This window comes from Kitasatospora sp. NPDC101176, assembly GCF_044768035.1.
Taxonomy (GTDB): Bacteria; Actinomycetota; Actinomycetes; order Streptomycetales; family Streptomycetaceae; genus Kitasatospora.
The window spans coordinates 34,083-58,786 of record NZ_JBIWPA010000009.1; the positions used below are offsets into that span (position 1 = coordinate 34,083).

Consider the following 24,704-nt stretch of genomic DNA (forward strand, 5'->3'; position numbering starts at 1 on the left):
CTCTCCGTCATCCTCGGCCTCGGCCCCGCCGCGACACTCTCGACCTCTGACACCGCTGTTCGCGCCCGTGCGGTCCGCTCAGCCGGACACGGGCTGCAGCCCGGCGGCGACGCCCGCCCCGAGCCCGCGGTGCTCGATCCCGGGCAGCAGGCCCTCCGGGCCGACCGTGTCGCGCACCCACGCGTCGTGGTAGACGGTGTCCATGTAGCGCTCGCCCAGGTCCGGGGCGATGGTCACGGCGGTGATCCGCTCGCGCACCCCGCCCGCGCCGTCGCCGTGGTGCTCGTCCAGCCAGCGCAGCGCCCCGCTGACGGCCGTCCCGGTGGACCCGCCGAACAGGAAGCCGCCGCGCATCAGCTCGCGGCAGGTGCGGACGGTGTCGGCCTCCTCGACGAGGATCGGGGCGTCGACCAGGGTGTCGTCGAGCAGCGGCGGACGGACGCTGGTGCCCAGGCCCGGGATGTGCCGGGTGGCCGGCGGGGTGCCGAAGGTGACCGAGCCGACGCTGTCGACCGGGATCACCCGCACCGAGGGGCGCCGCTCGCGGAAGTACCGGGCGCAGCCCATCAGGGTCCCGGTGGTGCCCGCGCCGATGAACAGCACGTTCAGGTCCGGGAACTCGCGGGCGATGGCCGGCGCGGTGGTCCGGTAGTGGGCCATCCAGTTCCCCGGGCTCAGGTACTGGTTCAGCCAGACCCGCTTCTCGTCGGCGGCGAGCAGCGCCTTGACGTGGCGGATCCGGGCACCGAGGAGGCCCTCGGTCTCGTGCGGCACGTCGATCAGGTGCACCTCGGCGCCGTACGACTCCATGGTGCGCCTGGTCACCTCGTTGCAGCGCGAGTCGGTGACACAGATGAACTTGTAGCCGCGGCTGGCGGCGAGCACGCTCAGGGCGACGCCCATGTTCCCGGAGGACGACTCCACCAGGGTCGAGCCGGGGCCGAGCACCCCGGCGGCCTCGGCCTGGGCGACCATCTCCCGGGCGGCCTTCAGCTTGATGGACCCGGCGAAGTTGAACCCTTCGACTTTCAGGAAGAGACGGTGCCCGAAGAACGGCTGCAGATTCACGAAGAGGTCGCTGACCTCGAATTCGTGCGACGCGGAAATGACCGGCACTTGGAGACTCCTGGCCTTCGGTAACGAATTAGCCTCGGCGGCAAGCCTCTCGTCGCGCGCTGACGAGGGGCTGACGGATTGCTGACGGGGCCCGCCACCAGGGTTTCGGGCCGCCGGGGGGCCGCGCGTCAGCGGTCCGTCAGTTGCCGGTCAGTTGCCCGTCAGCGCCATCGGAAAACGTTTGTTATTCCGCACCATGCAGGCCTTCCATGAGGAGCCCGGTTTGAATCGGCCGTCCGCCATCAGTGAAGTCCTCCCGCTCTCGCCGCTGCAACAGGGACTGCTCTTTCTCTCGGAGTACGACCGCGAGGGGACGGACGTCTACACCATTCAGCTGGTGCTCGACCTCGAGGAGCTGACCGACGCCGACGCCGCAGCGCTGCGCACCGCGGCCGGCCTCCTCCTGGAACGGCACCCCAACCTGAAGGCCTGCTTCCGGCACCGCAAGAACGGCGAGGCGATCCAGGTCGTCCCCACCTCCGTCGAGCTGCCCTGGCGGGAGGTCGCGGTGACGGCCGCCCCGGCGGGGCCGGAGGAGGAGTTCGACCGGCTCGCCGAGGAGGACCGGCTGCGCCGCTTCGACCTCGCCCGCCCGCCGCTGCAGCGGATCACCCTGGCCCGTGCCGGGGGCGGCCGCTGCCGGCTGATCTGGACCGTCCACCACATCCTGGTGGACGGCTGGTCGATGGTCTCGCTGATCAGTGAACTCGCAGCGCTCGCAGAGGAGTTGAAGGCCGGCGGTACGCCGTCGAAGGAGCCGCGCACCGGCGCCGCCCGCTACCAGGCGCACCTGGCCTGGCTCGGCGCGCAGGACAAGGAGGCCGCCCGGCGGGCCTGGACCGGCGCCCTGGCCGGAGTGGTCGACCCGACCCGGCTGGTGCCGGCGGGCCGGGCCCGGGCCGAGGGGGCCGGCGCGCTGCCGCAGGCCGTCCCGCTGGACTTGACCCCCGAGGTCTCGGCCGCGCTGACCGCCTTCGCCCGCTCGCGCGGTCTGACCGTCAACGCCGTGGTGCAGGGCTGCTGGGCGCTGCTGCTGTCCCGGCTGACCGGCCAGGACACGGTGCTGTTCGGCGCGGTCACCTCCGGCCGCCCGGCCGAGGTCCCGGACGTCGAGCGGATGGTGGGCCTGTTCGCCAACACCCTGCCCGTCCGGGTGGACGTCGACCCGGCCCGCACCCCGGCCGAGCTCTTCGCCGACGTGCAGCGCTCGCAGGCCGACCTGCTGGCGCACGAGCACCTGACCCTGGCGGAGGTCCAGCAGCTGACCGCCGTGCGCGGCGAACTCTTCGACACCGCCCTGATGTTCCAGAACTACCCGATGGGCGGCCTGCCGCTGGCCACCGCCGGCGGCCCCCGGGTGACCGGCGCCGACGTCCGATCCGCCACGCACTTCCCGCTCACCCTGACCGTCTTCCCCGGCACCCCGTTCGGCCTCGCGGTCAACCACGTGCCGGCGCTGGTCGACCGGGCGGAGGCCGAGCTGGTCGGGCGGCGCTTCGCCCGGCTGCTGGCCGCCGCGGTCACCGCGCCCGACGAGCCCTGCGGCCGGCTGGACGTGCTGGACGAGGCCGAACGGGACCGGGTCACCGAGGACCGCAACGCCACCGCGACGCCGCTGTCCGGGCACTGGCTGGCCCCGCTGCTGGACGCCCGGGCCGCCCTCGCCCCCGACGCCCCCGCGGTCCGCTGCGGCGACGAGCGGCTGACCTACCGCCGGCTCCACGAGCGCGCCGACGAACTGGCGGCCGCGCTGACCGCCGCCGGCGCCGGGCCCGAGCAGGTCGTGGCGATCGCGCTGGACCGCTCCTGCGACCTGGTGGTGGCCGCCCTGGCCGTCCTCAAGTCCGGTGCCGCCTACCTGCCGCTGGACCCGGACTACCCGGTCGACCGGCTGCGCTACATGCTGGCCGACGCCGCCCCGGTGGTCACCCTCACCCACCGCCGGGTCCGCGAGCTCCTCACCGCGGACGGCGGCTCGGCCACCGGCGAGCTGTGGGTGCTGGACGGCACGGAGACCGGGGCCGGTGCGCACGGGCAGCGCGCACGCACGGCCCCGCTCGCCGACCACCCCGCGTACGTGATCTACACCTCGGGCTCCACCGGCCGCCCCAAGGGCGTGGTGGTGCCGCACGGCGCCCTGGTCAACCTGGTCGAGGACATGGTCGCCCGCTTCGCGGTGACCCCCGCCGACCGCTTCCTCGCCGTCACCACCTTCGGCTTCGACATCGCCAACCTGGAGCTGTTCGTCCCGCTCGCCGCCGGCGCCGAACTGCTGGTCGCCGACCGCGGGACGGTCCGCGACCCGGCCGCCCTGGCCGACGCCGTCACCGGGCTGGACGCCACCCTGCTGCAGGCCACCCCCAGCCTCTGGCAGTCGCTGGCCGCCGACCACGCCCCCCGGCTGGCCGGGCTGCGCGCCCTGGTCGGCGGCGAGGCGCTGCCCGAACCCCTGGCCCGTACGCTCACCGCGCACTGCGCGTCGGTGACCAACGTGTACGGCCCGACCGAGACCACCATCTGGTCCACCGCCGCACCCCTGACCGACCCCGAGGCCGGCCCGCCGCCGATCGGCGGCCCGATCGCCAACACCCGGGTGTACGTCCTGGACGGCGCGCTGCGCCCGGTGCCCGACGGCACCTTCGGCGACCTCTACATCGCCGGCACCGGCCTGGCCCGCGGCTACCTGGGCCGGGCCGGCCTGACCGCCGAGCGCTTCGTCGCGGACCCGTACGGGCCGTCCGGCGCGCGGATGTACCGCACCGGCGACATCGTCCGCTGGGACGCCGCCGGCGCCGCCCTGGAGTACGCGGGGCGCAGCGACCACCAGGTGAAGATCCGTGGCTACCGCATCGAGCTCGGCGAGATCGAGTCCGTGCTCGCGGCGCAGCCCGGAGTGACGCGGGCCGTCGTCACGGCCCGCACCGACCGGGCGGGGGACGCCCGCCTGGTCGCCTATGTCGTACCGGCAGGGATCGACCGCGACCGGTTGCGGGAGCGGGCGTCATCGGTGCTGCCCACGCACATGGTCCCTGCCGTGTACGTTCCCTTGGACGATCTGCCGCTGACCCCCAACGGCAAGATCGACCGCAAGGCCCTGCCCGCCCCGCCGGACGAGCGGGCGGGCACCGGGCGCGCGCCCGTGGGCGAACGCGAGGAGCTGCTCTGCGCGGTCTTCGCCGAGGCCCTCGGCCTCGACCGGGTCGGCGCGGACGACGACTTCTTCGAGCTGGGCGGCCACTCGCTGTCCGCGACGAGGGTCGCCAACCGGCTGCGCGCCGCGCTCGGCGCCGACGTCCCGGTGCGGGCGCTGTTCGACGCCCGGACGGCCGAGGCGCTGGCCCGGGCCCTCGACCCGGAGGCGCCCGAGGCGGCCGGCGAACCGGCCGGCCCCCGGCGCCCCGCGCTGCGGGCCGTCCCCGACCGGCCGTCCTCGGTGCCGCTCTCGCACGCCCAGGAGCGGCTCTGGTTCCTGGACAAGATGGACGGCCCGACCGGCACCTACAACATCCCGCTGGCGGTGCGCCTCACCGGCCCGCTGGACGCCGCCGCGCTCGCCGCCGCCGTCCGGGACGTGGTGGCCCGGCACGAGAGCCTGCGGACCGTCTTCGCCGAGGCCGACGGGCTGCCCTCGCAGCTGGTGCTCTCCCCCGGGGAGGCCGACGGGGCCGGCGCCCGGCTGGTCGTGGTGGACCTCGCCGGATCGGAGCCGGGCGCGCTCGGGGCGGCGCTGGCCGCCGAGGCCGCCCACCCCTTCGAGCTCTCCGCCCAGGTGCCGCTGCGGGCCCGGCTGTTCGTGCTCGGCCCGGACGACCACGCACTGGCCCTGACGGTGCACCACATCGCCGCCGACGGCTGGTCGCTCGGCCCGCTCGCCCGGGACCTCTCCACGGCCTACCGGGCCCGGCTGGCCGGTGCCGCACCCGGCTGGGAGCCGCTGCCGGTGCAGTACGCCGACCACGCGCTGTGGCAGCGCGGACTGCTCGGCTCCAAGGACGACCCGGACAGCCTGGCCAGCGCCGAACTCGCGCACTGGCGCGAGGCGCTGGCGGGCATCCCGGAGGAGCTGGAGCTTCCCACCGACTTCCCGCGGCCGGCCCGGGCCGGGCACCGCGGCGGCGAGGTCGGGTGCACCGTGCCCGCGCCGACCCACGCCCGGCTCGCCGAGCTGGCCCGGCGCGGCGGCGCGAGCCTGTTCATGGCCGTCCAGGCCGGTCTCGCCGCCCTGCTCACCCGGCTCGGCGCGGGCACCGACATCCCGCTCGGCAGCCCGGTGGCGGGGCGCACCGACGACGCCGTCCGCGATCTGGTCGGATTCTTCGTCAACACCGTGGTGCTGCGCACCGACACCTCGGGCGACCCGAGCTTCACCGACCTGCTCGGGCGGGTCCGGGAGAGCGACCTGACCGCCTACGCGCACGCCGAGCTGCCCTTCGAGCACCTCGTCGAGGAGCTCAACCCGGTCCGCTCGATGGGCCGGCAGCCGCTCTTCCAGGTGATCCTGGCCTTCGAGAACAGCGCCGACCCGCTGCCCGCGATGCCCGGCCTGACCGCCGAGGTGCTGCCGGTCGGCTCCACCACGGCCAAGTTCGACCTGTCCTTCCAGGTGCTGGAGCGGACCGGCCCGGACGGCTCCCCGGCCGGGCTGGACATCCGCCTGGAGTACCGCGAAGACCTCTTCACCGGGGCGACGGCGGCCCGCCTCGCCGGGGCCCTGGCCACCCTGCTCGGCTCCGCGGCCGGCACCCCCGACGCCCCGCTCAGCGCCCTCGACCTGCTCACCGCCGAGGAGCGGCGGGTCCTGCTGGAGGAGTGGGCCGGCCCGACCGCCCCGCTCACCCCGGTCACCCTGACGGAGCTGTTCGAGGGCCTGGCCGCCGCGGACCCGGAGCACCCGGCGCTGATCGGCCCCGACGCCGTGCCGGCCGGACCGGCGACCATGCGGCTGTCCTACGCGGCGCTCAACGAGCGGGCCAACCGGCTCGCCCACCTGCTGCTGGAGCGTCGGGTCGGCCCGGGCGACGTGGTCGCGCTGGCCATGCCGCGCTCCGCGCCGCTGGTGGTCGCGCTGCTCGCGGTGCTCAAGACCGGCGCCGCCTACCTGCCGGTCGACCCGCAGTACCCGGCCGACCGGATCGCCTACATGCTGGGCGACGCGGCGCCCGCCCAGGTGCTGACCGTCGAGGCCGTCGCCGACCGGCTGCCCGGGCTGCCCGACGGCGTCGTGCCGCTGGTCCTGGACTCGCTCGCCACCCGCTCCGACCTGACCGGCCGGCCGGACCACGACCCCGTCGACGCCGAGCGCACCCGCCCGCTCGGGCCGGACGACGTCGCCTACGTGATCTACACCTCGGGCTCCACCGGCCGCCCCAAGGGCGTCGTGGTGCCGCACCTGGGGGCCGCCAACCTGGTCGCCAACCACCGGGCGCGGATGGGCGCCGGGCCGGACACCCGGGTGCTGCAGTTCGCCTCGTTCAGCTTCGACGCCACCGTGTGGGAGCTCGGGGTCTCGCTGTTCTCGGGCGGCACCCTGGTGTGCGCCACCGACGAGAGCAGGGTCTCCGGGGAGGTGCTGGGCGCGCTGCTCGCCGAGCACCGCGTCAACCACGTGGTGCTGCCGCCGACCGTGGTGGCCGGCCTGCCGGAGGACGTGGTACTGCCCGAGGGCCTGCACCTGCTGGTCGGCGGTGAGGCCTGCCCGCCCGCGCTGGTCGACCGCTTCGCCCCGCTGACCGAGTTCCGCAACGCCTACGGCCCGACCGAGGCCTCGGTCTGCGCGACCTGGAGCGACCCGCTGCTGCCGGGCAGCGGCCGCCCGCCGATCGGCCGCCCGCTGGACAACCACCGGCTGTACGTCCTGGACGCGGCGCTCGCACCCGCGCCGGTCGGCGTCACCGGGGAGCTGTACATCGCCGGCACCGGCCTGGCGCACGGCTACCTGGGCCGCCCGGTCACCACGGCCGAGCGCTTCGTCGCCGACCCGTACGGCCCGGCCGGCACCCGGATGTACCGCACCGGCGACCTCGTGCGCTGGCGGGCCGACGGCACGCTCGACTACGTCGGCCGGGTCGACCACCAGGTCAAGCTGCGCGGCTTCCGGATCGAGCTCGGCGAGGTCGAGGCCGCGCTGGTGCGCCACCCGGTGGTGGTCCAGGCCGCGGTGCTGGTCGTCCCCTCGCCCACCGGGGTGCCCCAGCTGACCGGGTACGTGGTGCCGCTGCCCGGCGTCGCCGCCGTGGACGTGCCGGTGCTGCGCGCCTTCGTCGCCGAGTCGCTGCCCGCGCACATGGTGCCCGCGACCCTGGTGACGCTGCCCGCGCTGCCGCTGACCGCGAACGGCAAGCTCGACACCCGCGCGCTGCCGGCCCCCGGCTCGGCGCCCGCGGCCGGCCGGGGTCCGGCGCAGCCGCCGAGCACCCCGGCCGAGGAGGCCATCGCGGGGGTCTTCGCCGAGATCCTCGGGCTGGACGGGATCGGCGCGGACGACGACTTCTTCGCCCTCGGCGGGGACAGCCTGCGCTCGGTGCAGATCGTCAGCCGGGCCGCCAAGGCCGGTTTCACGCTCTCGCTGGCCGACGTCTTCACGCACAAGACGGTGGCGGCGCTCGCCGCGGCCGCCCGGCCCTCCGGGCCGGCCCCGCGGGTGACGCAGGAGCTGCTGGAGCCGGTCCTGGCGATCCGCCCGACGGGATCCGCCGAGCCGCTGTTCTGCGTGCACGGCGGGGTGGGCTTCGGCCTGCCGTACGCCGAACTGGCCCCGCACGTCGATCCGGACCGGCCGGTGTACGCGCTGCAGTCCGACGGCGTCGCGGCCGCCGAGGGGGAGTGGGACCGGCCGGAGAGCGTCGAGGAGCTGGCGGAGCTCTACCTGGCCAGGGTCCGCCGGGTGCAGCCGCACGGCCCGTACCACCTGCTGGGGTGGTCCTTCGGCGGCCTGGTGGCGCACCAGATGGCGGTCCGGCTGCAGGCGGAGGGCGAGCGGGTGGCCTTCCTGGCGGCGCTGGACGTCTTCCCGGTGCACGAGGGGGACCACGACCCGACCGACGAGGAGATCCGCTCGGCCTTCCTCGCCCACCACGCCGCGGGGGCCGGCATCGACGACCGGGAGCTCGGCCGGCTGATGACGGTGATGCGCCACCACACCGACATCGCGCGGGATTTCACGCCCGGGCGGTTCGACGGGTCGCTGCTGCTGTTCACCGCGGCGGACGAGGTCCAGGGCGCCCCGGCCGCCGAACTGGCCGACCGCTGGCGCGCGCACCTGACCGGTGCCCTCACCGTGCACGAAGTCCCGTGCGGGCACGAGGAGATGCTCGCCCCGGCGGCGGCCCGCCGGATCGGCACGGTGGTCGACACCGGGCTGCGCGGGTCCTGAAACGCCCGGTGGCCGGGCCCGGGAGACCGGGCCCGGCCACCACCGGAACGACGCACGAGAACGACACGCGCCGGAACGACGAGCCGGCACGACGCGCAAGAACGCCGGCGGCCCCTGACGGAGCCGCCGGCGGACGGGGCGAGCTGCCCTCGCCCCGGGAGTCACCCCGGGAGCTGTCCGGGACCTACAGGGAGGGATCCTGCATCAGGATCGCCTGGTAGAGGTGGTGGAGCCGGCGGCTCGGCTTGAGCCCCAGCTCCTCGTCGAGCCACTTCCGCGTGCGGTGGAAGATGTCGACGGCCTCGGACTGTCTGCCGCACCGGTAGAGCGCGATCATCAGCTGCTCGCTGAACCGCTCCCGTTCCGGGTACTGCGCGAGCAACTGCTTCAGCTCGGCCACCACCGCGGCGGCCTCGCCGGCCTGGAGCTGAGCCGCGATCAGGTCCTCGCGGGCCGTCTTGCGCTGTTCGTCCAGACGCAGCGCGACGGCCCGGCACCAGGGCCCGTCGCTCGTGTCGAGCAGGGCCGGTCCGCGCCACATCGCGAGTGCCCCGCGGAGCGTGTCCATGGCTTCGTACGGCCGGTCGCCGACCAGCTGCGCGCCCTTCTCCGCCGTCCGCAGGAACCGGTACGCGTCGACCGACTCCTCCGAGACGTTCAGCATGTATCCGTTGTCGACCGTGCGGATGACCTCCTGGTCCGGCCCCTCCAGACCGAGCTCCGCCAAGGACTTGCGCATGCGCTTGACGTTGGCCTGCAGCGCGTTGCGCGCGTTCTTGAGCGGTGCCTCCCCCCACAGTTCGTCGATCAGCTCGTCGAACGCGACGACCTGGCCGGCGTTGAGCGCCAGCATGGTCAACATCACGCGGTTCTTCTTCGCCCTCAGACCTACTGTGCGTTGACCGTCGCCGATCAACAGTGGGCCCAAAATGGAGATGTACACCAATTTCCCCGTCCCTAGCGGTGAACTCCAGCCACAAGCTTTTCTGTTGAGACCTCAGGCCCGCTACTACGAACAGCGGTCGACTTGTTTAGGGGGGCCTGAAAATGGGGAAAAGCCTGGGTATCATTCGCGCTGGTCAAGTATCGGTCACACGTGGCTCGTGCGGCCATGTACCTTCGTACATGAGTTGGTGGACCTGGGCCACCAGCCCTACCTGAAGCCGCGACTCCACACCGAGCTTCGCCAGGATGTTGGCCACGTGGGCCTTCACCGTGCGCTCGGTGACGTGCAGTCGGGCGGCGATGCCGCGGTTGGAGTGCCCGGCCCCGATCAGGTCGAAGACCTGTCGTTCCCGTCCGGACAGCGTCCCGACCCGGTTGAGCTCCTCATGCCAGCGCGTCGAGGCGAGGCTGCCGTCACTGTGCATGGCCACCCCCCTGACCGCCCCCTGCTTCCCCGTTGTGCGGTTGCCGGCCCGCCTCCCCCCTCGGAAGGCTCTCACGCGCCGGCGAACGCGCATGCGATTCTACAACTCCCGTAACAAACCACCACAGGATAGGTGGAGTCAAACACCTTGTCATGGCCGTTATCAGACGGGTATGCGCACGAAAACGGCCGGGGGGAAGGATAGCCCTTCCCCCCGGCCGGTGCGGGTGGTTCCGGTGTTACGGAAGTGTCGTCCGGGCCGCCGAGGCCGCCGCGGCGGCCGCCACGATGGCGGGGATCCGCGGGGTGCGGGTGGTGGTCTGGCGGGCCAGCCGCGAGGGCCACCAGGTCTTCCAGCCGAGCAGGGTGACCACGGCCGGCAGCACGACGATCCGGATCACCGTGGCGTCGAGCAGCACCGCGCAGGCCATGCCGACCCCCATCTGCTTCATCTCGATGAAGTTCAGCGAGGCCAGCAGGGCGAACACGCAGACCATCACCACCGCGGCGCTGGTCACCACCCCGGCGGTGCGAGTGATCCCCTGCTCCACGGCCTCCTTGACGGACAGTCCGCCGCGGGCCGCCTCCCGGATCCGGCTGACCACGAACACGTGGTAGTCCATCGAGAGGCCGAGCAGGATCACGAAGAGCATCAGCGGCAGCCAGGCGACCACCCGGCCGGTGGACTCGAAGTGCAGCAGGTCCTCCGCCCAGGTGTGCTGGAAGATCAGCGCGAGCAGGCCGAAGGAGGCCGCCGCGGACAGCACGTTGAGCACCACGGTGATCAGTGCCAGCATCACCGAGCGGAAGGCCGCGGTCATCACCAGGAAGGTCAGCACCAGGGCCACCCCGAGCACCCAGGGCATCTTGCGCATCACGTTCGCCCGGTAGTCGACGTCGAAGGCGACGTCGCTGCCGCCGACCGCGAACTGGGCGCCGGCGATCGCGCCGAGGGTCTGCGGGGCGAGGTCCTCGCGCAGCCGGGCCAGCGAGGCGCGGGCCTCCGGGGAGCCGCTGTCGAACCGGGTGCCGATCGCCACGGTGGCCACGGTCCCGCTCTGCGAGGTGCGCACCACCGGGGCGGGGGAGTGCACGAAGAGGTCGTCCCGGGAGGTGAGGTCGACCAGCGCGGTCACCGCGGTGGCCAGCTCCCAGGCCTTGCCGTCCGGGACCTTCACCGCGACGGTGTGGGTGTCCGCCGGGCTCGGGAACGACCTGGTCAGCCGCTCGTTGGCCTGCATCGCCGGGATCGAGCGGGGCAGGTCGTCGATCCCGGTGGCCTTGAGCTTCAGGCCGAGGGCCGGCACCGCGAGCAGGAGCAGGGCGCCGACCGAGAGCACCAGCGCGATGACCGGGTGGCGCAGCGAGGGCTTGAGCATCGTCGACCAGAGCCGCGGCTTCACCCCGCCGGCCTGGGTGAGCCGCCACACCAGCGGCACCCGGGGGGCGTCCAGGAAGCGGCCGAACCGGGACAGCATGGCCGGCAGGACGGTCAGCGAGGAGATGATCGCGATCCCGACCACCAGCACCGCGCCGGTGGCCATCGACTCGAAGGCGATGTGACCGGCGAGGTAGAGCGCTCCCATCGAGATCATGACGACCACGCCGGACACCAGCACCGAGTGCCCGGAGGTGGCGGCCGCGATCTCGATGGCGTCGATGTTGTTGGCGCCCAGGGCCCGTTCCTCGCGCTGGCGCTTGAGGTAGAACAGCGAGTAGTCGACCCCGATGGCCATCCCCATCAGCACGATGACGTGGGTCACCGGCCCCGGGTCGGGCACCAGCTGGGAGGCCACCCCCCACAGGCCGAGCCCGGCGAGCACCGAGGACAGGCCGAGCACGACCGGGACGCTCGCGGCGACGATCGCACCGAAGACGAAGACCATGACGAGCAGGGTCACCGGCAGGCTCAGCACGGTGGCCTTGCCGAGGTCCTTGCTCAGCATCTCGTTCAGCCCGGCCTTGATCGACCCGGCGCCGACCAGCTCCATCCGCAGGTCGGTGTGCGACTCGTGGGTCCTCGCCACGGCGTCGATGATCGGCTGCACCCGGTCGGAGGCGGTCTCCGGATCCCCGTCCAGGGTCACCGGGACGAGCATCGCCGAGCCGTCCGGGGCGGACACCGGCTCGTCCACGGCGCTGATGCCGGGCACGTCGCGCAGGTCGCGGGCGGCGTCCGAGGCGGCCGCCCCGGCCCGGACCGGGTCGAGCTGCCCACCGCCCCACGGGGTGATGAGGACGTTCTCCACCGCGCGCTCCTGCAGACCGCCGCTGCGGGCGATCTCGGCCGCCCGGCCGGACTGCCCGATGGAGAGGTCGGAGGTGGTGGCCTGCCGGGTGCCCGTGACGCCGCCGACCACCAGGGCCCCCACGACGAACACCACCCAGAGCGTTATCGCCCACCAGGGGTGGACGGCGCTCCACCGAGCGGCCCTGGTGATCACGTTCCTGCCTTCCACGATCACGTTCCCCTCCTCAGAAGAAATGCCCGGATCGGCCACGGGCCTGACTTCCGAGTCCGGCCGGTGCGGTGCGACGTTTGCTCGCGTCCCTGAATCTAGTGACGCTCCGACGCATGATCACGGGTACAACTTCGACGATTCGAGGGGGAGTTTCTTCTACTTGACAGCCTCGTCGAGAACCGACTCGGGGCTCGACGCGAGTACCGGTGGGAGAGTGTCGACACCGGATTCCCCAGGCGGAATTTGATACCACATCCGCCGGGACACGTTAAAGGGCCCGTCGCCGGTCAGTGCGACGGACCCCGCGTATCCCCCGGGCAGCGGCAGATCGACGACTCTCCACGGACCGGGCAACGGCCCGGAGCGTGCGTACACGGCGGCCTCCCGGCCGGGGTGGGCGACGGGGATCCCCATGCCCTGGGTGAGTCTGCCGCCGGAGGCCTTCACGCAGGCCTCCTTCCTGGTCCACAGCCGGGTGAAGACCGGCTGCCCGCCGGCGGCCACCGCGGCCCGCTCCTCCGGGGGGAAGAAGCGTCCGGCCAGCCGGTCGACGTCGAGGTCCGGGCGGGCCAGCTCGACGTCCACCCCGACCGGCCGCGCAGCCAGCGCGAGCAGGGCGGTCTCGCCCGAGTGGGAGAGGCTGAAGTGCAGCCCGTCCGCCCCCGCGACCGCGGGCTTGCCCCACGGTCCGCGGGTGAAGCGCAGCCCGTCCGGGGGGAGCCCGAGGCGCTCGCCGAGGACGATCCGGGTGGCGGCGTGCGCGATCACGAAACGGCGCCGCAGACCGGGCAGCCGCCCGGCCCGGGCGCGCGCCCGCTCCTGCTCGTCGAGCAGCTCCTCCAGGTGCGGCGGGTAGCCGTCCGGGCCGTCCGGCGCGGCGCCGCCGCCCCGGTCCCCGGGGCGGCGCGCGCCGTTCAACGGAATCCTCCAGATCTCGACCGAATCCCGAGCGGAGGACTGTTCGGTCCTGTTCAGAACCGGCCCACCTTTCCGGTGTGCAGCCCCTGGAACAGATTGAGCTTCTGGATGTTCCGTGTCCCCTCCATGAACTCCACGCCCCTTGCGTCGCGGGCGAGTTTGTCGAGGAGCGGGTGATCCAGTCGCGCACCCGGTCCGAAGAATCCGAGTGCGCTCATCGTCACGTCCTCGGCGAGCTCGCAGGCGCGGGCCTTCGCCGCGGAGGAGAGGTGCCCGGCGGCCGGCCGGCGGTCCACCGCGAGGGCCGCCCGGTAGGTCAACCCCCGTGCGGCGTCGATCCGCCGCCCGAGCGCCTCGAACAGCTCGCGCTCCGCCCCGCGCAGCTCCTTGCGGTTCTCGGCGACGTAGTCGTGCGCGGCGCGGGCGATGCCGAGGGCGATCGCGGCCACGCTGGGGCGGAGCTGGTTGAAGACCGAGACGATGCTCCACATCCCGCGCCGGGTCGGCGGCAGGTGCGTGCCGAGCACCCGCTCGGCCGGCACGTGCACCCGGTCGAGGGTGATCCGGGTCAGCTGGACGCCGCGCAGTCCGAGGGTGGGCAGCGGCTCGGCCCGGAAGCCCGGGTCGGCGGTGTCCACCAGGACGGCCAGCACGCCGAGCCGCTCGGTGCCCGCGACGCGGGCGAACACCGCGCCCAGGTCGGCGCGGGCGGCGTTGCCGACGTAGCGCTTCTCGCCGTCCAGGAGGTACGAGCCGTCGCCGACCGGGGTCAGCGTGGTGGTCATCTCGCCGATGGCCGAGCCGCGCTCGGGCTCGGTGAGGGCGAAGCAGGTCCAGCGGGGGCGCTCGGCGAGCCGGCCGTACACCCAGTCCTTCTGTGCCTGGCTGCCGAGCACGCTCAGCAGGACCCCGCACATCGAGGCGCCGGGCGAGCCGAGCATCATCCCGGCGTCGCCGCGCGCCAGTTCCTCGCTGACCAGGACGCGCTCCAGGGTGGCCAGGCCGTGCGCCGGGCCGGCCCCGGCCTCGGCGGAGGCGCGGTCCCAGTCCGGCGGCACCTGGTGCCCGGCCAGGAAGCGCACCGCGGGGAGGTCCAGGAAGCGGTGGACGGCCTCCGGGTCCCGGTCGAGTTCGAGCGCGCCCGCCCGCAGGTCGTCGGCCCACCGCCGCACGTACCGGTGCGTGGTGTCGAGCGAGGCCGGCAGGCTGGTCACGCGTTGTCCTTCCGGGAGGTGGCGTTCGTGGCGGGGACCCCGGCGGGGCCCGGCCAGCCGCAGTAGACGTCGGCGAGCAGCTCGGAGGCGTACGCCGTCCGGCCCGGCCCGTCGGCGGTGAAGCCGTGGGCGCCGAGCAGCCGCAGCAGCGCCCGGTCCGCCTGGGTGATCTGGGCCTGGAGCCGGGCCAGGGCCGCGGCGTCCAGCGGCAGCACGGGGGCGAGCGGGGAGTCCGGGTCGACGCCCTCGGCGAGGTCGTCGAGGACGCCCTCGATCTCGAGGTGGTCGATCAGCACGTCGGCGAGCGCCCCCTTGACCAGCTGCTGCAGCAGCAGCGAGGTGCCCTCGACCTGGCGGGCCGCGAGGTAGGCGGTGCAGGCCTCGCGCAGCCGCTCGGACGCGCCGAGCCGCAGCCAGGCGAGCCCGGTGCCCCAGTCATGGGAGTCCGGGCCGGCCGGGGCCGGCGGGGTGGCGGCGGGGCCGAGGACGGCGAGTCCCGGCACCGGGTCCGCACCCCCGTCCCCGTCCTCCTCCTCGTCGAACTCGGGGAGGTCCCCGAGCAGTTCGCGCGGGACCACGGCGTGTCCGCGCGGGCCGCGCGGGGCCACCCCGGGGGACAGCGCGCGGGAGAGCAGGGTCAGCGCCGGGACGAGTCCGTCGTTGCGGGCACTCGTCCGTGCCTCCCGCCAGTGCTCGCGCACCTCGGCCGGAACCGTCATCGGACCCTCAGCTCCCCCGTGTCGAGCGTGCAGTAGGCCAGGAGGCCGCGCTCCCGGTCGTAGTCGGCCACCACCACCGGGCGGTCCCGGTCGGTGACGGCGAGCAGGGCGGCCCAGCCGCCGGTGGCGGGCTGCCCGTCCGCCACCCTGATCAACGTCCCGTCGTGCGCCGGAAGTTCAGCGCCGGCGTCGGAGAGGCCGGCGCCGGCCACCACCGACGCCCGGTCGTCCCAGTGGGCGAACAGCCCCGGCTCGGGGACGCCCTGCGCGGCCCCGCCCAGGGCGGCGTCGCCGCCGTCCCAGTGCAGCAGCAGGGCGACCGCGGCGTCCGCGTGGACGGCGGACTGCCCGGTCGCGGGCAGCGGGAACGGCTGGGTGCCCTGGTCCACGACCAGCAGCAGCAGCCGCGACCAGCCGCAGCGCCGGGCGTACTCCACGGCCACCCGCAGCGCGCTGAACGGGGCCAGGACGCCCTGGTCGGACAGCGCGAAGGAGAGCGGCTCGCCGGGCAGCCGCCGCTTCACGCAGGAGGCGACCAGTTCGGCGTGGTCGAAGTCCGGCGCGGCGTAGGCGACCACCACCACCTCGGGGCACTCCTCGGGGGTCAGCGGCCCCAGCGCGTCGAGCGCGCCGTAGGCCAGTTCCACCGAGGTGCGCCGCCCCGAGGCGGCGAACTGGCCGCGGTCGAAGTCCGCCCCGTAGAGCGCCCCGAGCTCGCGGTAGAACTCCTCCCGCGCGCCCTCCGGCCGGTACGGTGCGCCCGGCCCCGGCGGCACGTGGGCGGCCGCCCGGACGAGCCGGGGCAGGGCCGCCGCCGCCAGGGCCGGTCCGGCCGGGCCGTCCGCGCCGACCGGGACGGGGCGCCGTACGGGCGCACTCGCGCGGAACATGCTTAGGCGCTCGCTTCCGCGGCGACGAAGCCGGCCAGCGAACCCACGGTCTCGAAGTGGGTCATGTCCAGCTCGTCGGCGTCGAACTGCACGTCGAGGATCTCCTCGATGGTGATGAGCAGTTCGAGCGCGCTGCTGGAGTCCAGGCCCAGCTCGTCGAAGAGGCGGACGCTCTCGGCCGCGCCGGAGACGTCCTTGTTGAGGACCTCGGACAGGCCCTTGCGGACGGCGTCGACGTACTTGGCGTCGGTGGCGGTGGTCTCGGTCATGCTGTTCTCCTCGGTCCGGTCCCGGCCGTCGGTCGGCCGGTGGGTGGTCAGTTCTGGTCGTCGCCGGCGGCGTAGAGCCGCTGGCGGCCGAGCATCGCCTCGACGTCGTCGCGCTCCCGGATCAGGTGCGCCCGCCCGTCCAGGACGAGGACCTCGGCCGGGTAGCCGTGGCTGAGGAAGTGCACCGGCGAGGCGGTCGGCCCGTACGCGCCGGAGCGCTGCACCCCGACCAGCTCGCCGGCCCGCAGCGCCGGCATCGGCACCTTCTTGCCGATCACGTCGTTCGGCGTGCAGAGCGGCCCGGTGATGTGCCAGGGCTCGGTGGCCGGCTCGTCCATCCGCTCCAGCGCGACCATCGGGAAGTTGCGCTTGACGTACGAGCCGATGCCGACCGCCGCCATGTGGTGGTTGGTGCCGCCGTCGGTGACCGCGAAGTTCTCGCCCATCGAGGTCTTGGTGTAGCGCACCCGGGTCACGTAGGTGCCGGAGGCGGCGACCAGGAAGCGGCCCAGCTCCATGATCATGCGGGTGTCGGGGTGCCGCTCGCGGAAGTCCGCGATCAGCGGGTTCAGCCCGGCGGTCAGCTCCGCGACGTCGAGGTCCTTCTCGTTGTCGAAGTAGGCGATGCCCAGGCCGCCGCCGACGTCGACGGTCTCCAGCGGGAAGCCCAGCTCGGTGGAGAGGCGCTCGGCCAGCTCCAGGATCCGGCGGGTGTTCTCGACGACCGACTCCTCGATCAGGATCCGGGTGCCCAGGTAGACCTGGACGCCCATCAGCCGGATGTTGGGGTAGCGGGTGGCGAGGTCCTTGCCCTCGGCCAGCAGCAGCTCCTCGTCGGTGCCGAACTGGCGGGGCTTGCCGCCCATGGTCAGGCCGGAGCCCTTCACCGAGAAGCTCGGGTTGACCCGCAGCGCGACCCGGGCGGTGATCCCGCGCTCCCGGGCCACCTCGTCGATCAGGTCCAGCTCGCCGATCGACTCGCAGACGATGGCGTGGATGTCCTCGTCCAGGCAGGCCGCCACCTCGCCGCGGCTCTTGCCGGGGCCGAGGAAGATGATGTCCTGCGGCGCGACGCCGGCCCGGCGGGCGGTGACCAGCTCGGTCAGCGAGGACACCTCGGCGCGCGAGCCCAGGTCGTGCAGCAGCGCGCAGACGGAGATGTTGGGGTTGGCCTTGAGCGAGTAGAAGATCTCCAGCGCCGGGTGCAGCGACTCGCGCAGCCCCTGGAAGCGGGTGGTGATCTCCTCGCCGTCGTACAGGTAGAGCGGGGTGCCGAACTCCTCGGCGAGCCCGGTGATCCCGAGGCCCTGGACCTCGAATGCGACGCTCACGGTCAGCTCCCTTCCGAATGCGCCGCGAGGCGGCGGGTGATGTCGGTGTCGATCGCCTCGATCTCCTCGTCGGAGGCGCCGACGAGCACGCCGTACAGCCGGCCCTCGAAGCCGTCCGCGCCGGTGCCCGCGGCGGCGTTCACCGTGGCGTAGTTGTTCACGAACAGGCCGCGCGGTCGCGGGCCCCGCTCGGTCAGCAGCAGCCCGTCCAGGAGCTCCGCGAGCTCGGCGAAGGGCAGCGGACGGGTCAGCCGCAGCGGGAAGTGCCGGGCGACGGCGACCTCCTCGGCCCCGGCCAGGCCGCCCTCGTGCACCACGTTCTGGTACGTGGACATGTTGTTGCGGGCGTTGATCTCGATGACCGGGTACAGGCCCTCGTCCGGGTCGACCATCGCGTCGACGCCGACCACGCCGTAGTAGCCGTCGGCGGCGAGCCGCTCGCCCAGCCGCAGCGCGGTCGCGGCGATCTCGCCGACCTGGCCGTCGGTCAGCCGGGCCGGGATCCGGTGGCCCTTGTGCACGCCGCCCTCGGTGAGCAGCTCCTTGACGAAGTCGAAGTGCGTGGAGCCGTCCCGGCCGACCGTGAACTGGTAGTTGAGGTCGCAGCGCTTGGCGACCCACTCCTCGATCACCAGCGCGGTGCGCGGCGCGCCGCCCTCGGCCTTCGCGGCCTTCTCGGCCTGCTGGACGGCCATCCGGTGCAGCCGGGCCAGCCGGGCCGCGCTGTCCAGCACGACGATGCCCTTGCCGGACACGCCGAACGCGTCCTTCAGCACCACCTTGCGGCCGGCTTCGAGCAGTTCGGTGGCCGCGGCGACCGCCCCGGCCAGCTCCTCCAGCGTCTCGCAGGCCCAGCCGCGGGCCTGTCGGATGCCCAGCTCGTCGGAGAGCCGGCGGCTGTAGACCTTGCTGTTGACCTTCTTGCAGACCGCGGCGGACGGGGCGCCCAGCGCCAGCCCGGTGCGCTCGGACAGCTCCTCCTCCACGGCGGAGATGCCGTGCGCGGTCAGCCGGGCGCCCTCGGCGGCGACGGCGGACAGCGCGCGCAGCAGCGCCGGGTCGGCGAGGGCGTCCTCGCTGACGGTGCGCTGCGGGTCCTGGCCGGCCACCACGTGGACGGTGGGCAGTTCCAGCCCGAGGCCCTCCAGGTAGCCGCGGTAGCCCTCGTCCAGCGGGGTCTTCAGCACGACGTGGTCGTCCTTGCCGCCGAGCAGCAGCGCGAACTCGTCCATCCGGTTCACCACCGCGCTGCCCGCGTGCGAGGCGACCCGGGGCAGCGCGGGCTCACCGATCGCCCAGTGGTTCTCCACCTCGAAGTTGCCCAGGAACACCAGCGGGGTGTCCGCGGAGCCGGTCACGGCGCGCTTGAGGCGCGCGCTGAAGCCGGAGGACGGTAGATGCATGTCGACCTCGTCATTTCTCGTGTGCGCCCGCTCGGGCGGCGCGGCGCGGCGGGCTCAGGGCCTGGCGGCCCTCAGTGCTCGAAGACCATGGCGGCGAAGGTCGCTCCGAGCCCCACGCTGGTCATCAGGTAGCGGTCGCCGGGGCGCAGCCGCCCCAGCTCGGTGGCCTTCTGCAGGTTGATGAAGGGGTCGGCGCAGAAGCAGTGCCCGGTCTCGCCGATCAGGTCGAGGAAGACCTTCTCGAGCGGCAGTCCGAGCGCCTTGCACACGCCGATCCAGGACAGCCGGTTGACGTTGTGCGGCAGCACCAGCGCCAACTCGTCCAGGCGGCAGTCGGCCTCCTCCAGGGCGGCGCCGATCACCTCGCAGAGCCCCGGCCCGTACAGGTCCTGGAACTCCTTGGCGGCGGCGTCGCCCATGATGAACTCGTCGCCGAACTGGGTGTGGGTGCGGGTCGCGTAGCCGATCATGCGGTCGGATCCGGTGCGGTCCGCGCTGACCAGGAAGGCCACCGTCCCCTCGCCCATGACGGTGACGTCCGGGATGGACTGCGTCTGGGTGGTGCACGCCTTCTCCCCGGCCAGGACCAGGGCGAGCGCGTCCGGGTCCGGGTCGGCGGCCAGCAGGGTGCCGGCCATGTCCAGCGCGAGCAGCCCGGAGGCGCACGCGTGGTGCGAGACGACGAACCCCGCGGCGTGCTCCAGGCCGAGTTCGGCCTGGATCGGCTGCAGCGAGGTCATCGGGTACGGCAGCGGCGACGGCATGGTCCGGGCCTGCAGGACGTACTTGACGCGCTGTTCCTGTCCCCGCAGCTCGACCAGCTTGGTGGCGGCGCGCAGCAGCAGCTCGGTCTCGGTCGCCGCGGGGTCGCGGCACACCTCGGCGAGCCCGTAGAAGCGCTGGTAGCGCCGGAGCTGCACATCCGTCAGCTGGAGTTCCTGTTGGAAGCGGGCGATCGGGATGGTGTCGGGAAGACAGCTGGAGACTGCCGTGATCGACGTCATGCCAACTACAGTCGCGTGACGCGCTGACGCTTAGCTGACGCTGCGCTGACCACCCGCTCCGACGGCCGCCGCGGGAGGGCGCGGGCCGGGGCCGGGCCGGCGGATCGCGGCCGGGCACGACGACGGAGGGGCGGGCCTTCCGGCCCGCCCCTCCGGGGGTGTGACGATGATCCGCTCGGTGCTACTCGTCGTCGCCGAGGTCTCCGCCGAGGTCGCCGCCGTCCGGGGTGCCGCTGATCGCGTAGCCCTGGCGGCGGGCCTCGTAGCAGGCCACCGTCGCGGCCGCCGAGACGTTCAGCGAGCCGACCCGGCCCAGCTGCGGCACGAACACCACCTGGTCGCAGAGCGCGAGCGCCTCGGGCGTGATCCCGCGGTCCTCGTGCCCGAGCACGAAGGCCACCGCCGGGGTCAGCTCGGCGGCGAACATCGGCACTGCCTCGTCCGCCAGCTCCAGGCCGACCACCTTGAAGCCGTCCGCCTTCGCCGCCGCCACCGCCTCGGCGACCGTCGGGAAGTGCTCCACCTTGAGGTACTTGTCGGTGCCCATCGCGGCCTTCTGCGCGCCCGAGGAGCGCACCGACGGGGTGTCTCCGGTCAGGTACAGCTTCTCGGCACCCATCGCCGCGCCGGTCCGGACCACCGAGCCGACGTTGAACGGCGACTGCAGGTTCTCCAGGATGATCGCGAGCCGGAACTCGTTGCTGCGCCGCCACGAGCGGTGCAGGCGCTTCAGTTCGGTCCCGCGCAACTGCTTCACGACGACGTTCCCCGTCCACTCTCCGGCCCCTCGCCCGCCTCCGGGCGGGGCCGTGCTTCCAGAATCCGGAACCCGTTGACCGACGCGACGCGGGTGGTCGGGTAGCCCTGGTCGTTCAGCCACTTCTGCAGCGAGTCCGACCCCAGGTGCTTCTGCACCACCAGGAACGCCGAGCCGTCCGGCGTCAGCCGGCCGAGCCAGTGCGTGAGCAGCCCGCGCAGCGCGGCCTTGCCGATGCGGATCGGCGGGTTGGAGTAGATCGTGGCGAACCGCACGTCCTCCGGGACGTCGTCCGGCAGCGCCGCCTGGACGTTGCCCAGGCCGAGCGCCCCGGCGTTCAGCCGCACCAGCTCCAGCGCGCGCTCGTTCACGTCCACCGCCCAGACCGGGAGGCGCTTGCGCCGGCTCGCCCAGGTCAGCGCGATCGGGCCGTAGCCGCAGCCGACGTCCAGGATCGGGCCGCGCACCCGCGGCGGCGGGGCGTGCTCCAGCAGGATCCGGGTGCCCGGGTCGAGCCGGCTGCGGGAGAAGACCCCGGCGTCGGTGGTCAGTTCGAGGGTGAGGTCCGGGAGGGAGACCGTGATCGGCCGGCGCTCGCTGGCGACCTCGGGTGCACCGGTGAAGTAGTGCGAGCCGGACATGCTTTCCCCGTCGTTCGTAAGGGCCTCGGGGCCACCGGGTGGGTGTGGGTAAGCCCTTGGTACGGCACCGATCGTACCCCCGGCGGCCTGCGGCGCGTTCCGCCCGCGGCCCGCCCGCCCGCGGGGGGCCGGTACCCCGGCGCCGGTGCGCCCCGGGCCGCCGGTGGTGCCGTGCCCCGTCGTGGCGGCGGCCCCGGGTGCGCGGCGCACCCCTCCCGGCGGCCGCTCGACCCCTTGCTCCGCCAGCCGGTCCCGGCCCGTCCGGCAGCCCCGGCAACACGCCGGACCGCCCGGGGCTTCGCGTCCGGCCGTCCGGCGGCGGATACTGCGAGTACCGCCATCCGGGCCCCGTGGGAGCCTCCGAACGAACAGTGAGGAAGGACGCCATGCCGCAGAATCACGAGGACTACCTGATCGACGAGACGGTCGAGACCGTCGAGCCCGACGACGACGCGGCCGAGGGGGACGAGTACGACGAGGTCGCCGAGCGGCGGGCCCTCGGCGCCGACCCCGCCACCGACGTCGCGGACGCCGCCGAGCAGAGCCGGGTCGTGCAGCTAGACGAGGACGAGTACCGCGAGTAGCCGGCCCGGCGGGACGGGCGGCTACAGGCCCTACAGGGCCTTGCGGCGCTGCAGCCAGGTCATCGCCGCCCACCCCGGCAGCACCGGCAGGATCAGCGTCAGCAGGCGGAACATCGCCACCGCCGCCATCGCGCCGCCCTTCTCCATCGACGCGGTCTGCTGCAGCAGCGTGATCAGCGCGCCGTCCACCGCGCCGGCCCCGCCCGGGGTCGGCGCGACGTTGCCCGCGGCGTTGCCCACCAGGAACACCACCGCCACCGAGGCGAACGAGGGGGCCCGGCCGATCGCCCGGGTGCAGCAGTACAGGCAGGCGATCAGGCAGATCGACACCAGCAGCTGGCCGGTCAGGCCGACCGCCAGCCGGGTCGGGCTGCGCAGCAGGTCCAGCAGCCGGGGCAGCACCTCCGCGGTCAGCGGCCGCAAGCGGGCCACCAGCCAGCGCCGGGCCGCCGGGACGGCCGACACCAGCGCCAGCAGGGCCGCCGCCCCGGCGAGCCCGCCGACCACCGCGGGCAGCGCGTCCAGCCCCGAACCGCCCGGCTGCAGGTCCAGCAGGTAGACGAAGGCGCCCAGCTGCAGCAGGTGCAGCACCAGGCCCATCAGCTGCCCCACCCCGACGCTGGACAGCGCCTGCGCGGTGGGGATCCCGGCCCGCTGCAGCAGCCTGGTGTTCAGCGCCACGCCGCCGACGCCCCCGGGCGACACCAGCTTCACGAACGCCCCGGCCAGCTGGGCCAGCACCGCGTTGCGGAAGTCCAGCCGCTCCGGCACGAACCCGACGAACCCCATCGCGGCCGTCACGTGGCTCGCCGCGGCCGCGACCAGCGCCAGCGCCAGCCAGGCCGGGGCGGCGTCGGCCACCGCCGCGATCGGGTTGTCCTCGGCGGCGAACAGCTGCGGGATCAGCAGCCACCCGGCCACCACCCCGCCGACCACCGCCAGCAGGGTCCGCGGCCGCAGCCGCTCCAGCCGCACCGGCCGGCCCACCGCCTGCGGCCGGGCCCGCAGCACCTCGGCCCGGATGGCGTCCAGCAGCCCGCTGCCGGCCGCGGCCGGCGCCGGCCCGTCCCCGGCGTCCGTCTCCGCTGCGGCCGGGGCGGGCCGCGCCCCGGCCCGGTCGGCCTGCTTCAGGGCCTGCCGGGTGGGCAGGGCCAGGGCGATCGGCTGGAGCAGCGGGAGGGCGGCGGCGACCGGGTCGGGCCCGAGGACGGCGATGGCGCTGCGGACGGAGCGGGCGGCGCCGGTGCGCAGCGCCAGGGTGGTGAGCAGCTGGGCGATGTCGCAGTGCAGGACGAGTTCGCTGGCCGCGATGTCGCCGTCGGCGAAGTCGACGAGGTGCACCGCGCCGTCGTCGTCGACGAGCAGGGAGGACGGCACGAGGGCCCGGTGGGCGATCTCCCGGCGCTGCAGCCGGGCGAGCTGCCGCCAGGCCTCGGCGAGCAGCTCGTCGGTGATCTCCGGCTCGGCGAGCTGGTCGAGGGTGCGTCCGGGGAGGTGCTCGTAGGCGATCAGCGCGGTGTCGTGGCCGAGCCCGGCGGTGGCCGCGATGCGGCGGGTGCGGACGCCGGCGGCGAGTGCCGCGTAGGTGACGAGCGCCTCGTGCTCGAGGCCGGTGCGGGGCGAGCGCAGGGCCCGCGGGTGCGGGGCGGTGCGCAGCCGCAGGCGGCGCCAGGCGCGTTGCACGGCGGCGGCGGTGACGGCCTGGCGCTCGAGCAGCAGGACGTCGAGGTCGGGCCTGCCGTCGGCCTGGTGGACCAGGTGGTGGTCGGGTGCCACGGCTCGGGCCCCGGTGGGGCGCAGACCGCTCTCGCGCAGGGCGCGCAGGATCTCCCGCGGGCCGGGCAGCGGGTCGGGGGTGCCGACGGCGTAGAGGGTGCCGTGGGCACCGGTCCAGCCGAGCAGCAGGCCGAGCAGGAGGGCGGTGGGGGTGGCGTAGCCGCCGGCGAGCCCGGCGAGGCCGGAGACGGCGAGGACGGCCCAGGGGGCGCGGCGTTCGCGGCTGCCGGAGGCCGTCATGAAGGCGAGGACGGGGGCGAGGTACCCGTAGACGGGCTCGGTGTGGCCCGGGACGCCGTCGGGCAGCGGCTGGGTGAGCGCGGCCAGCAGGGAGGGCGGGGCGTGCGCGTCGGCCCACAGGTCGACGCCGAGGGTGGCGCCGTAGGCGAGGACGGCGGCGAGCAGGCCGTCGGAGACCTGCTGCAGGGCGCGTCGCCGGTCCGGGCCGAGCAGGCGGCGGGCGGCGAGGACGACCGGCAGCAGGAGGACGGCGGCGGTGGTGAGGCCGTTGGCCAGGTGGGCGAGCGGCCGGGGCACCAGGGCGGCGGCCTCGGCGACGTCGGCGGCGATGCCACCGGTGGTGGCGCGGGCGTAGTCGGCGAGCAGCAGGGTGACCGCGACGGCGAGGAGCCCGGTGAGGAGCCGGATCAGGGCGACGGGCTGCCGGACCCGGCCCGACTCGGACACCGCCCGGCTCCGGCCGCCGCCGGTGCGTCCGGGTATGCCCCGGCGCGCTGCTGTGGGCGCCTCGGCGGTCGTGCCCCCGCCGGTGTCGCCGCTCGTACTCCCCGTCACGATCGCCACGGGTGGCATGGTCCCACGCCATCCGTGCCGTCCGGGACCGGAAGCCGGCTTCCGCCCGGCCGCGGGGCAGTCCCG

At 74.2% G+C, this 24,704-nt stretch carries 17 protein-coding genes; 2 read left to right on the forward strand and 15 right to left on the reverse strand.

Translation table 11 applies throughout. The features are described from left to right. Positions 1–78: 78 nt before the first annotated feature. A complete protein-coding gene (sbnA, locus tag ACIRS1_RS15530) occupies positions 79–1,116 on the reverse strand; it encodes a 2,3-diaminopropionate biosynthesis protein SbnA (RefSeq protein WP_402839719.1) in 1,038 nt (345 codons plus the stop codon). Between the two features lie 223 nt (positions 1,117–1,339). Here sbnA and ACIRS1_RS15535 point away from each other — a divergent pair, with 223 nt between their 5' ends. Next, the gene (locus ACIRS1_RS15535; protein WP_402839721.1) at positions 1,340–8,488 is read left to right on the forward strand and encodes an amino acid adenylation domain-containing protein; all 7,149 of its coding nucleotides are present in this window, start codon (positions 1,340–1,342) and stop codon (positions 8,486–8,488) included. Positions 8,489–8,672: 184 nt separating this feature from the next. On the opposite strand, the gene ACIRS1_RS15540 is transcribed toward ACIRS1_RS15535, so the two are convergent. The 13 genes from ACIRS1_RS15540 to ACIRS1_RS15600 form a co-directional block, all read right to left on the reverse strand. After that, positions 8,673–9,353, reverse strand: a complete 681-nt coding sequence (locus ACIRS1_RS15540; RefSeq protein ID WP_360211131.1) for an AfsR/SARP family transcriptional regulator — start codon at positions 9,351–9,353, stop codon at positions 8,673–8,675. Positions 9,354–9,567: 214 nt separating this feature from the next. Next, on the reverse strand, positions 9,568–9,858 hold the full coding sequence (locus ACIRS1_RS15545) for a helix-turn-helix transcriptional regulator (RefSeq protein ID WP_360211133.1): 291 nt from the start codon (positions 9,856–9,858) through the stop codon (positions 9,568–9,570). 238 nt (positions 9,859–10,096) lie between these two features. Next, a complete protein-coding gene (locus tag ACIRS1_RS15550) occupies positions 10,097–12,322 on the reverse strand; it encodes an MMPL family transporter (RefSeq protein ID WP_360211135.1) in 2,226 nt (741 codons plus the stop codon). 153 nt (positions 12,323–12,475) lie between these two features. Continuing rightward, a complete protein-coding gene (locus tag ACIRS1_RS15555; RefSeq protein ID WP_402839726.1) occupies positions 12,476–13,237 on the reverse strand; it encodes a 4'-phosphopantetheinyl transferase family protein in 762 nt (253 codons plus the stop codon). A 53-nt stretch (positions 13,238–13,290) separates the two neighbouring features. Further along, positions 13,291–14,451 carry an acyl-CoA dehydrogenase family protein gene (locus ACIRS1_RS15560; protein ID WP_402839729.1) on the reverse strand — a complete coding sequence of 387 codons (1,161 nt, stop codon included), beginning with the start codon at positions 14,449–14,451 and terminating at the stop codon, positions 13,291–13,293. Next, positions 14,448–15,170 carry a hypothetical protein gene (locus tag ACIRS1_RS15565; protein ID WP_402839731.1) on the reverse strand — a complete coding sequence of 241 codons (723 nt, stop codon included), beginning with the start codon at positions 15,168–15,170 and terminating at the stop codon, positions 14,448–14,450. Before ACIRS1_RS15565 ends, ACIRS1_RS15560 begins: the two co-directional genes overlap by 4 nt. Further along, positions 15,167–16,060, reverse strand: a complete 894-nt coding sequence (locus ACIRS1_RS15570) for a hypothetical protein (protein ID WP_402839734.1) — start codon at positions 16,058–16,060, stop codon at positions 15,167–15,169. The genes ACIRS1_RS15565 and ACIRS1_RS15570 overlap by 4 nt, the downstream gene beginning before the upstream one ends. 2 nt (positions 16,061–16,062) lie before the next feature. Next, a complete protein-coding gene (locus ACIRS1_RS15575; RefSeq protein WP_402839736.1) occupies positions 16,063–16,329 on the reverse strand; it encodes an acyl carrier protein in 267 nt (88 codons plus the stop codon). 47 nt (positions 16,330–16,376) lie between these two features. Continuing rightward, a complete protein-coding gene (locus tag ACIRS1_RS15580; protein WP_360211147.1) occupies positions 16,377–17,660 on the reverse strand; it encodes a type III PLP-dependent enzyme in 1,284 nt (427 codons plus the stop codon). Between the two features lie 2 nt (positions 17,661–17,662). After that, positions 17,663–19,063, reverse strand: coding sequence for a hypothetical protein (locus ACIRS1_RS15585; RefSeq protein WP_402839738.1), 1,401 nt, complete (start codon positions 19,061–19,063; stop codon positions 17,663–17,665). A 71-nt stretch (positions 19,064–19,134) separates the two neighbouring features. Next, positions 19,135–20,067: a 3-oxoacyl-[acyl-carrier-protein] synthase III C-terminal domain-containing protein gene (locus ACIRS1_RS15590; protein WP_360211151.1), complete on the reverse strand. Its 933-nt coding sequence runs from the start codon at positions 20,065–20,067 to the stop codon at positions 19,135–19,137. 181 nt (positions 20,068–20,248) lie between these two features. Further along, on the reverse strand, positions 20,249–20,824 hold the full coding sequence (locus tag ACIRS1_RS15595) for a TrmH family RNA methyltransferase (protein ID WP_360211153.1): 576 nt from the start codon (positions 20,822–20,824) through the stop codon (positions 20,249–20,251). Beyond that, positions 20,821–21,465, reverse strand: a complete 645-nt coding sequence (locus ACIRS1_RS15600) for a methyltransferase (protein ID WP_360211155.1) — start codon at positions 21,463–21,465, stop codon at positions 20,821–20,823. Before ACIRS1_RS15600 ends, ACIRS1_RS15595 begins: the two co-directional genes overlap by 4 nt. Before the next feature lie 386 nt (positions 21,466–21,851). Here ACIRS1_RS15600 and ACIRS1_RS15605 point away from each other — a divergent pair, with 386 nt between their 5' ends. Then, complete coding sequence (locus ACIRS1_RS15605) at positions 21,852–22,049, forward strand: hypothetical protein (protein WP_360211157.1); 198 nt, start codon at positions 21,852–21,854, stop codon at positions 22,047–22,049. Between the two features lie 30 nt (positions 22,050–22,079). Here ACIRS1_RS15605 and ACIRS1_RS15610 read toward each other — a convergent pair whose 3' ends face one another. Then, on the reverse strand, positions 22,080–24,629 hold the full coding sequence (locus ACIRS1_RS15610) for a lysylphosphatidylglycerol synthase domain-containing protein (RefSeq protein WP_402839743.1): 2,550 nt from the start codon (positions 24,627–24,629) through the stop codon (positions 22,080–22,082). Between the last annotated feature and the right edge of the window lie 75 nt (positions 24,630–24,704).

What these genes read in the sequence shown, in the direction of transcription:
- ACIRS1_RS15545 (WP_360211133.1), bottom strand. Translation starts at nt 9,858, where the DNA reads ATGCACAGTGACGGCAGCCTCGCCTCGACGCGCTGGCATGAGGAGCTC.
- ACIRS1_RS15565 (WP_402839731.1), bottom strand. Translation starts at nt 15,170, where the DNA reads ATGACGGTTCCGGCCGAGGTGCGCGAGCACTGGCGGGAGGCACGGACG.
- ACIRS1_RS15570 (WP_402839734.1), bottom strand. Translation starts at nt 16,060, where the DNA reads ATGTTCCGCGCGAGTGCGCCCGTACGGCGCCCCGTCCCGGTCGGCGCG.
- ACIRS1_RS15575 (WP_402839736.1), bottom strand. Translation starts at nt 16,329, where the DNA reads ATGACCGAGACCACCGCCACCGACGCCAAGTACGTCGACGCCGTCCGC.
- ACIRS1_RS15585 (WP_402839738.1), bottom strand. Translation starts at nt 19,063, where the DNA reads ATGCATCTACCGTCCTCCGGCTTCAGCGCGCGCCTCAAGCGCGCCGTG.
- ACIRS1_RS15590 (WP_360211151.1), bottom strand. Translation starts at nt 20,067, where the DNA reads ATGACGTCGATCACGGCAGTCTCCAGCTGTCTTCCCGACACCATCCCG.
- ACIRS1_RS15600 (WP_360211155.1), bottom strand. Translation starts at nt 21,465, where the DNA reads ATGTCCGGCTCGCACTACTTCACCGGTGCACCCGAGGTCGCCAGCGAG.
- ACIRS1_RS15605 (WP_360211157.1), top strand. Translation starts at nt 21,852, where the DNA reads ATGCCGCAGAATCACGAGGACTACCTGATCGACGAGACGGTCGAGACC.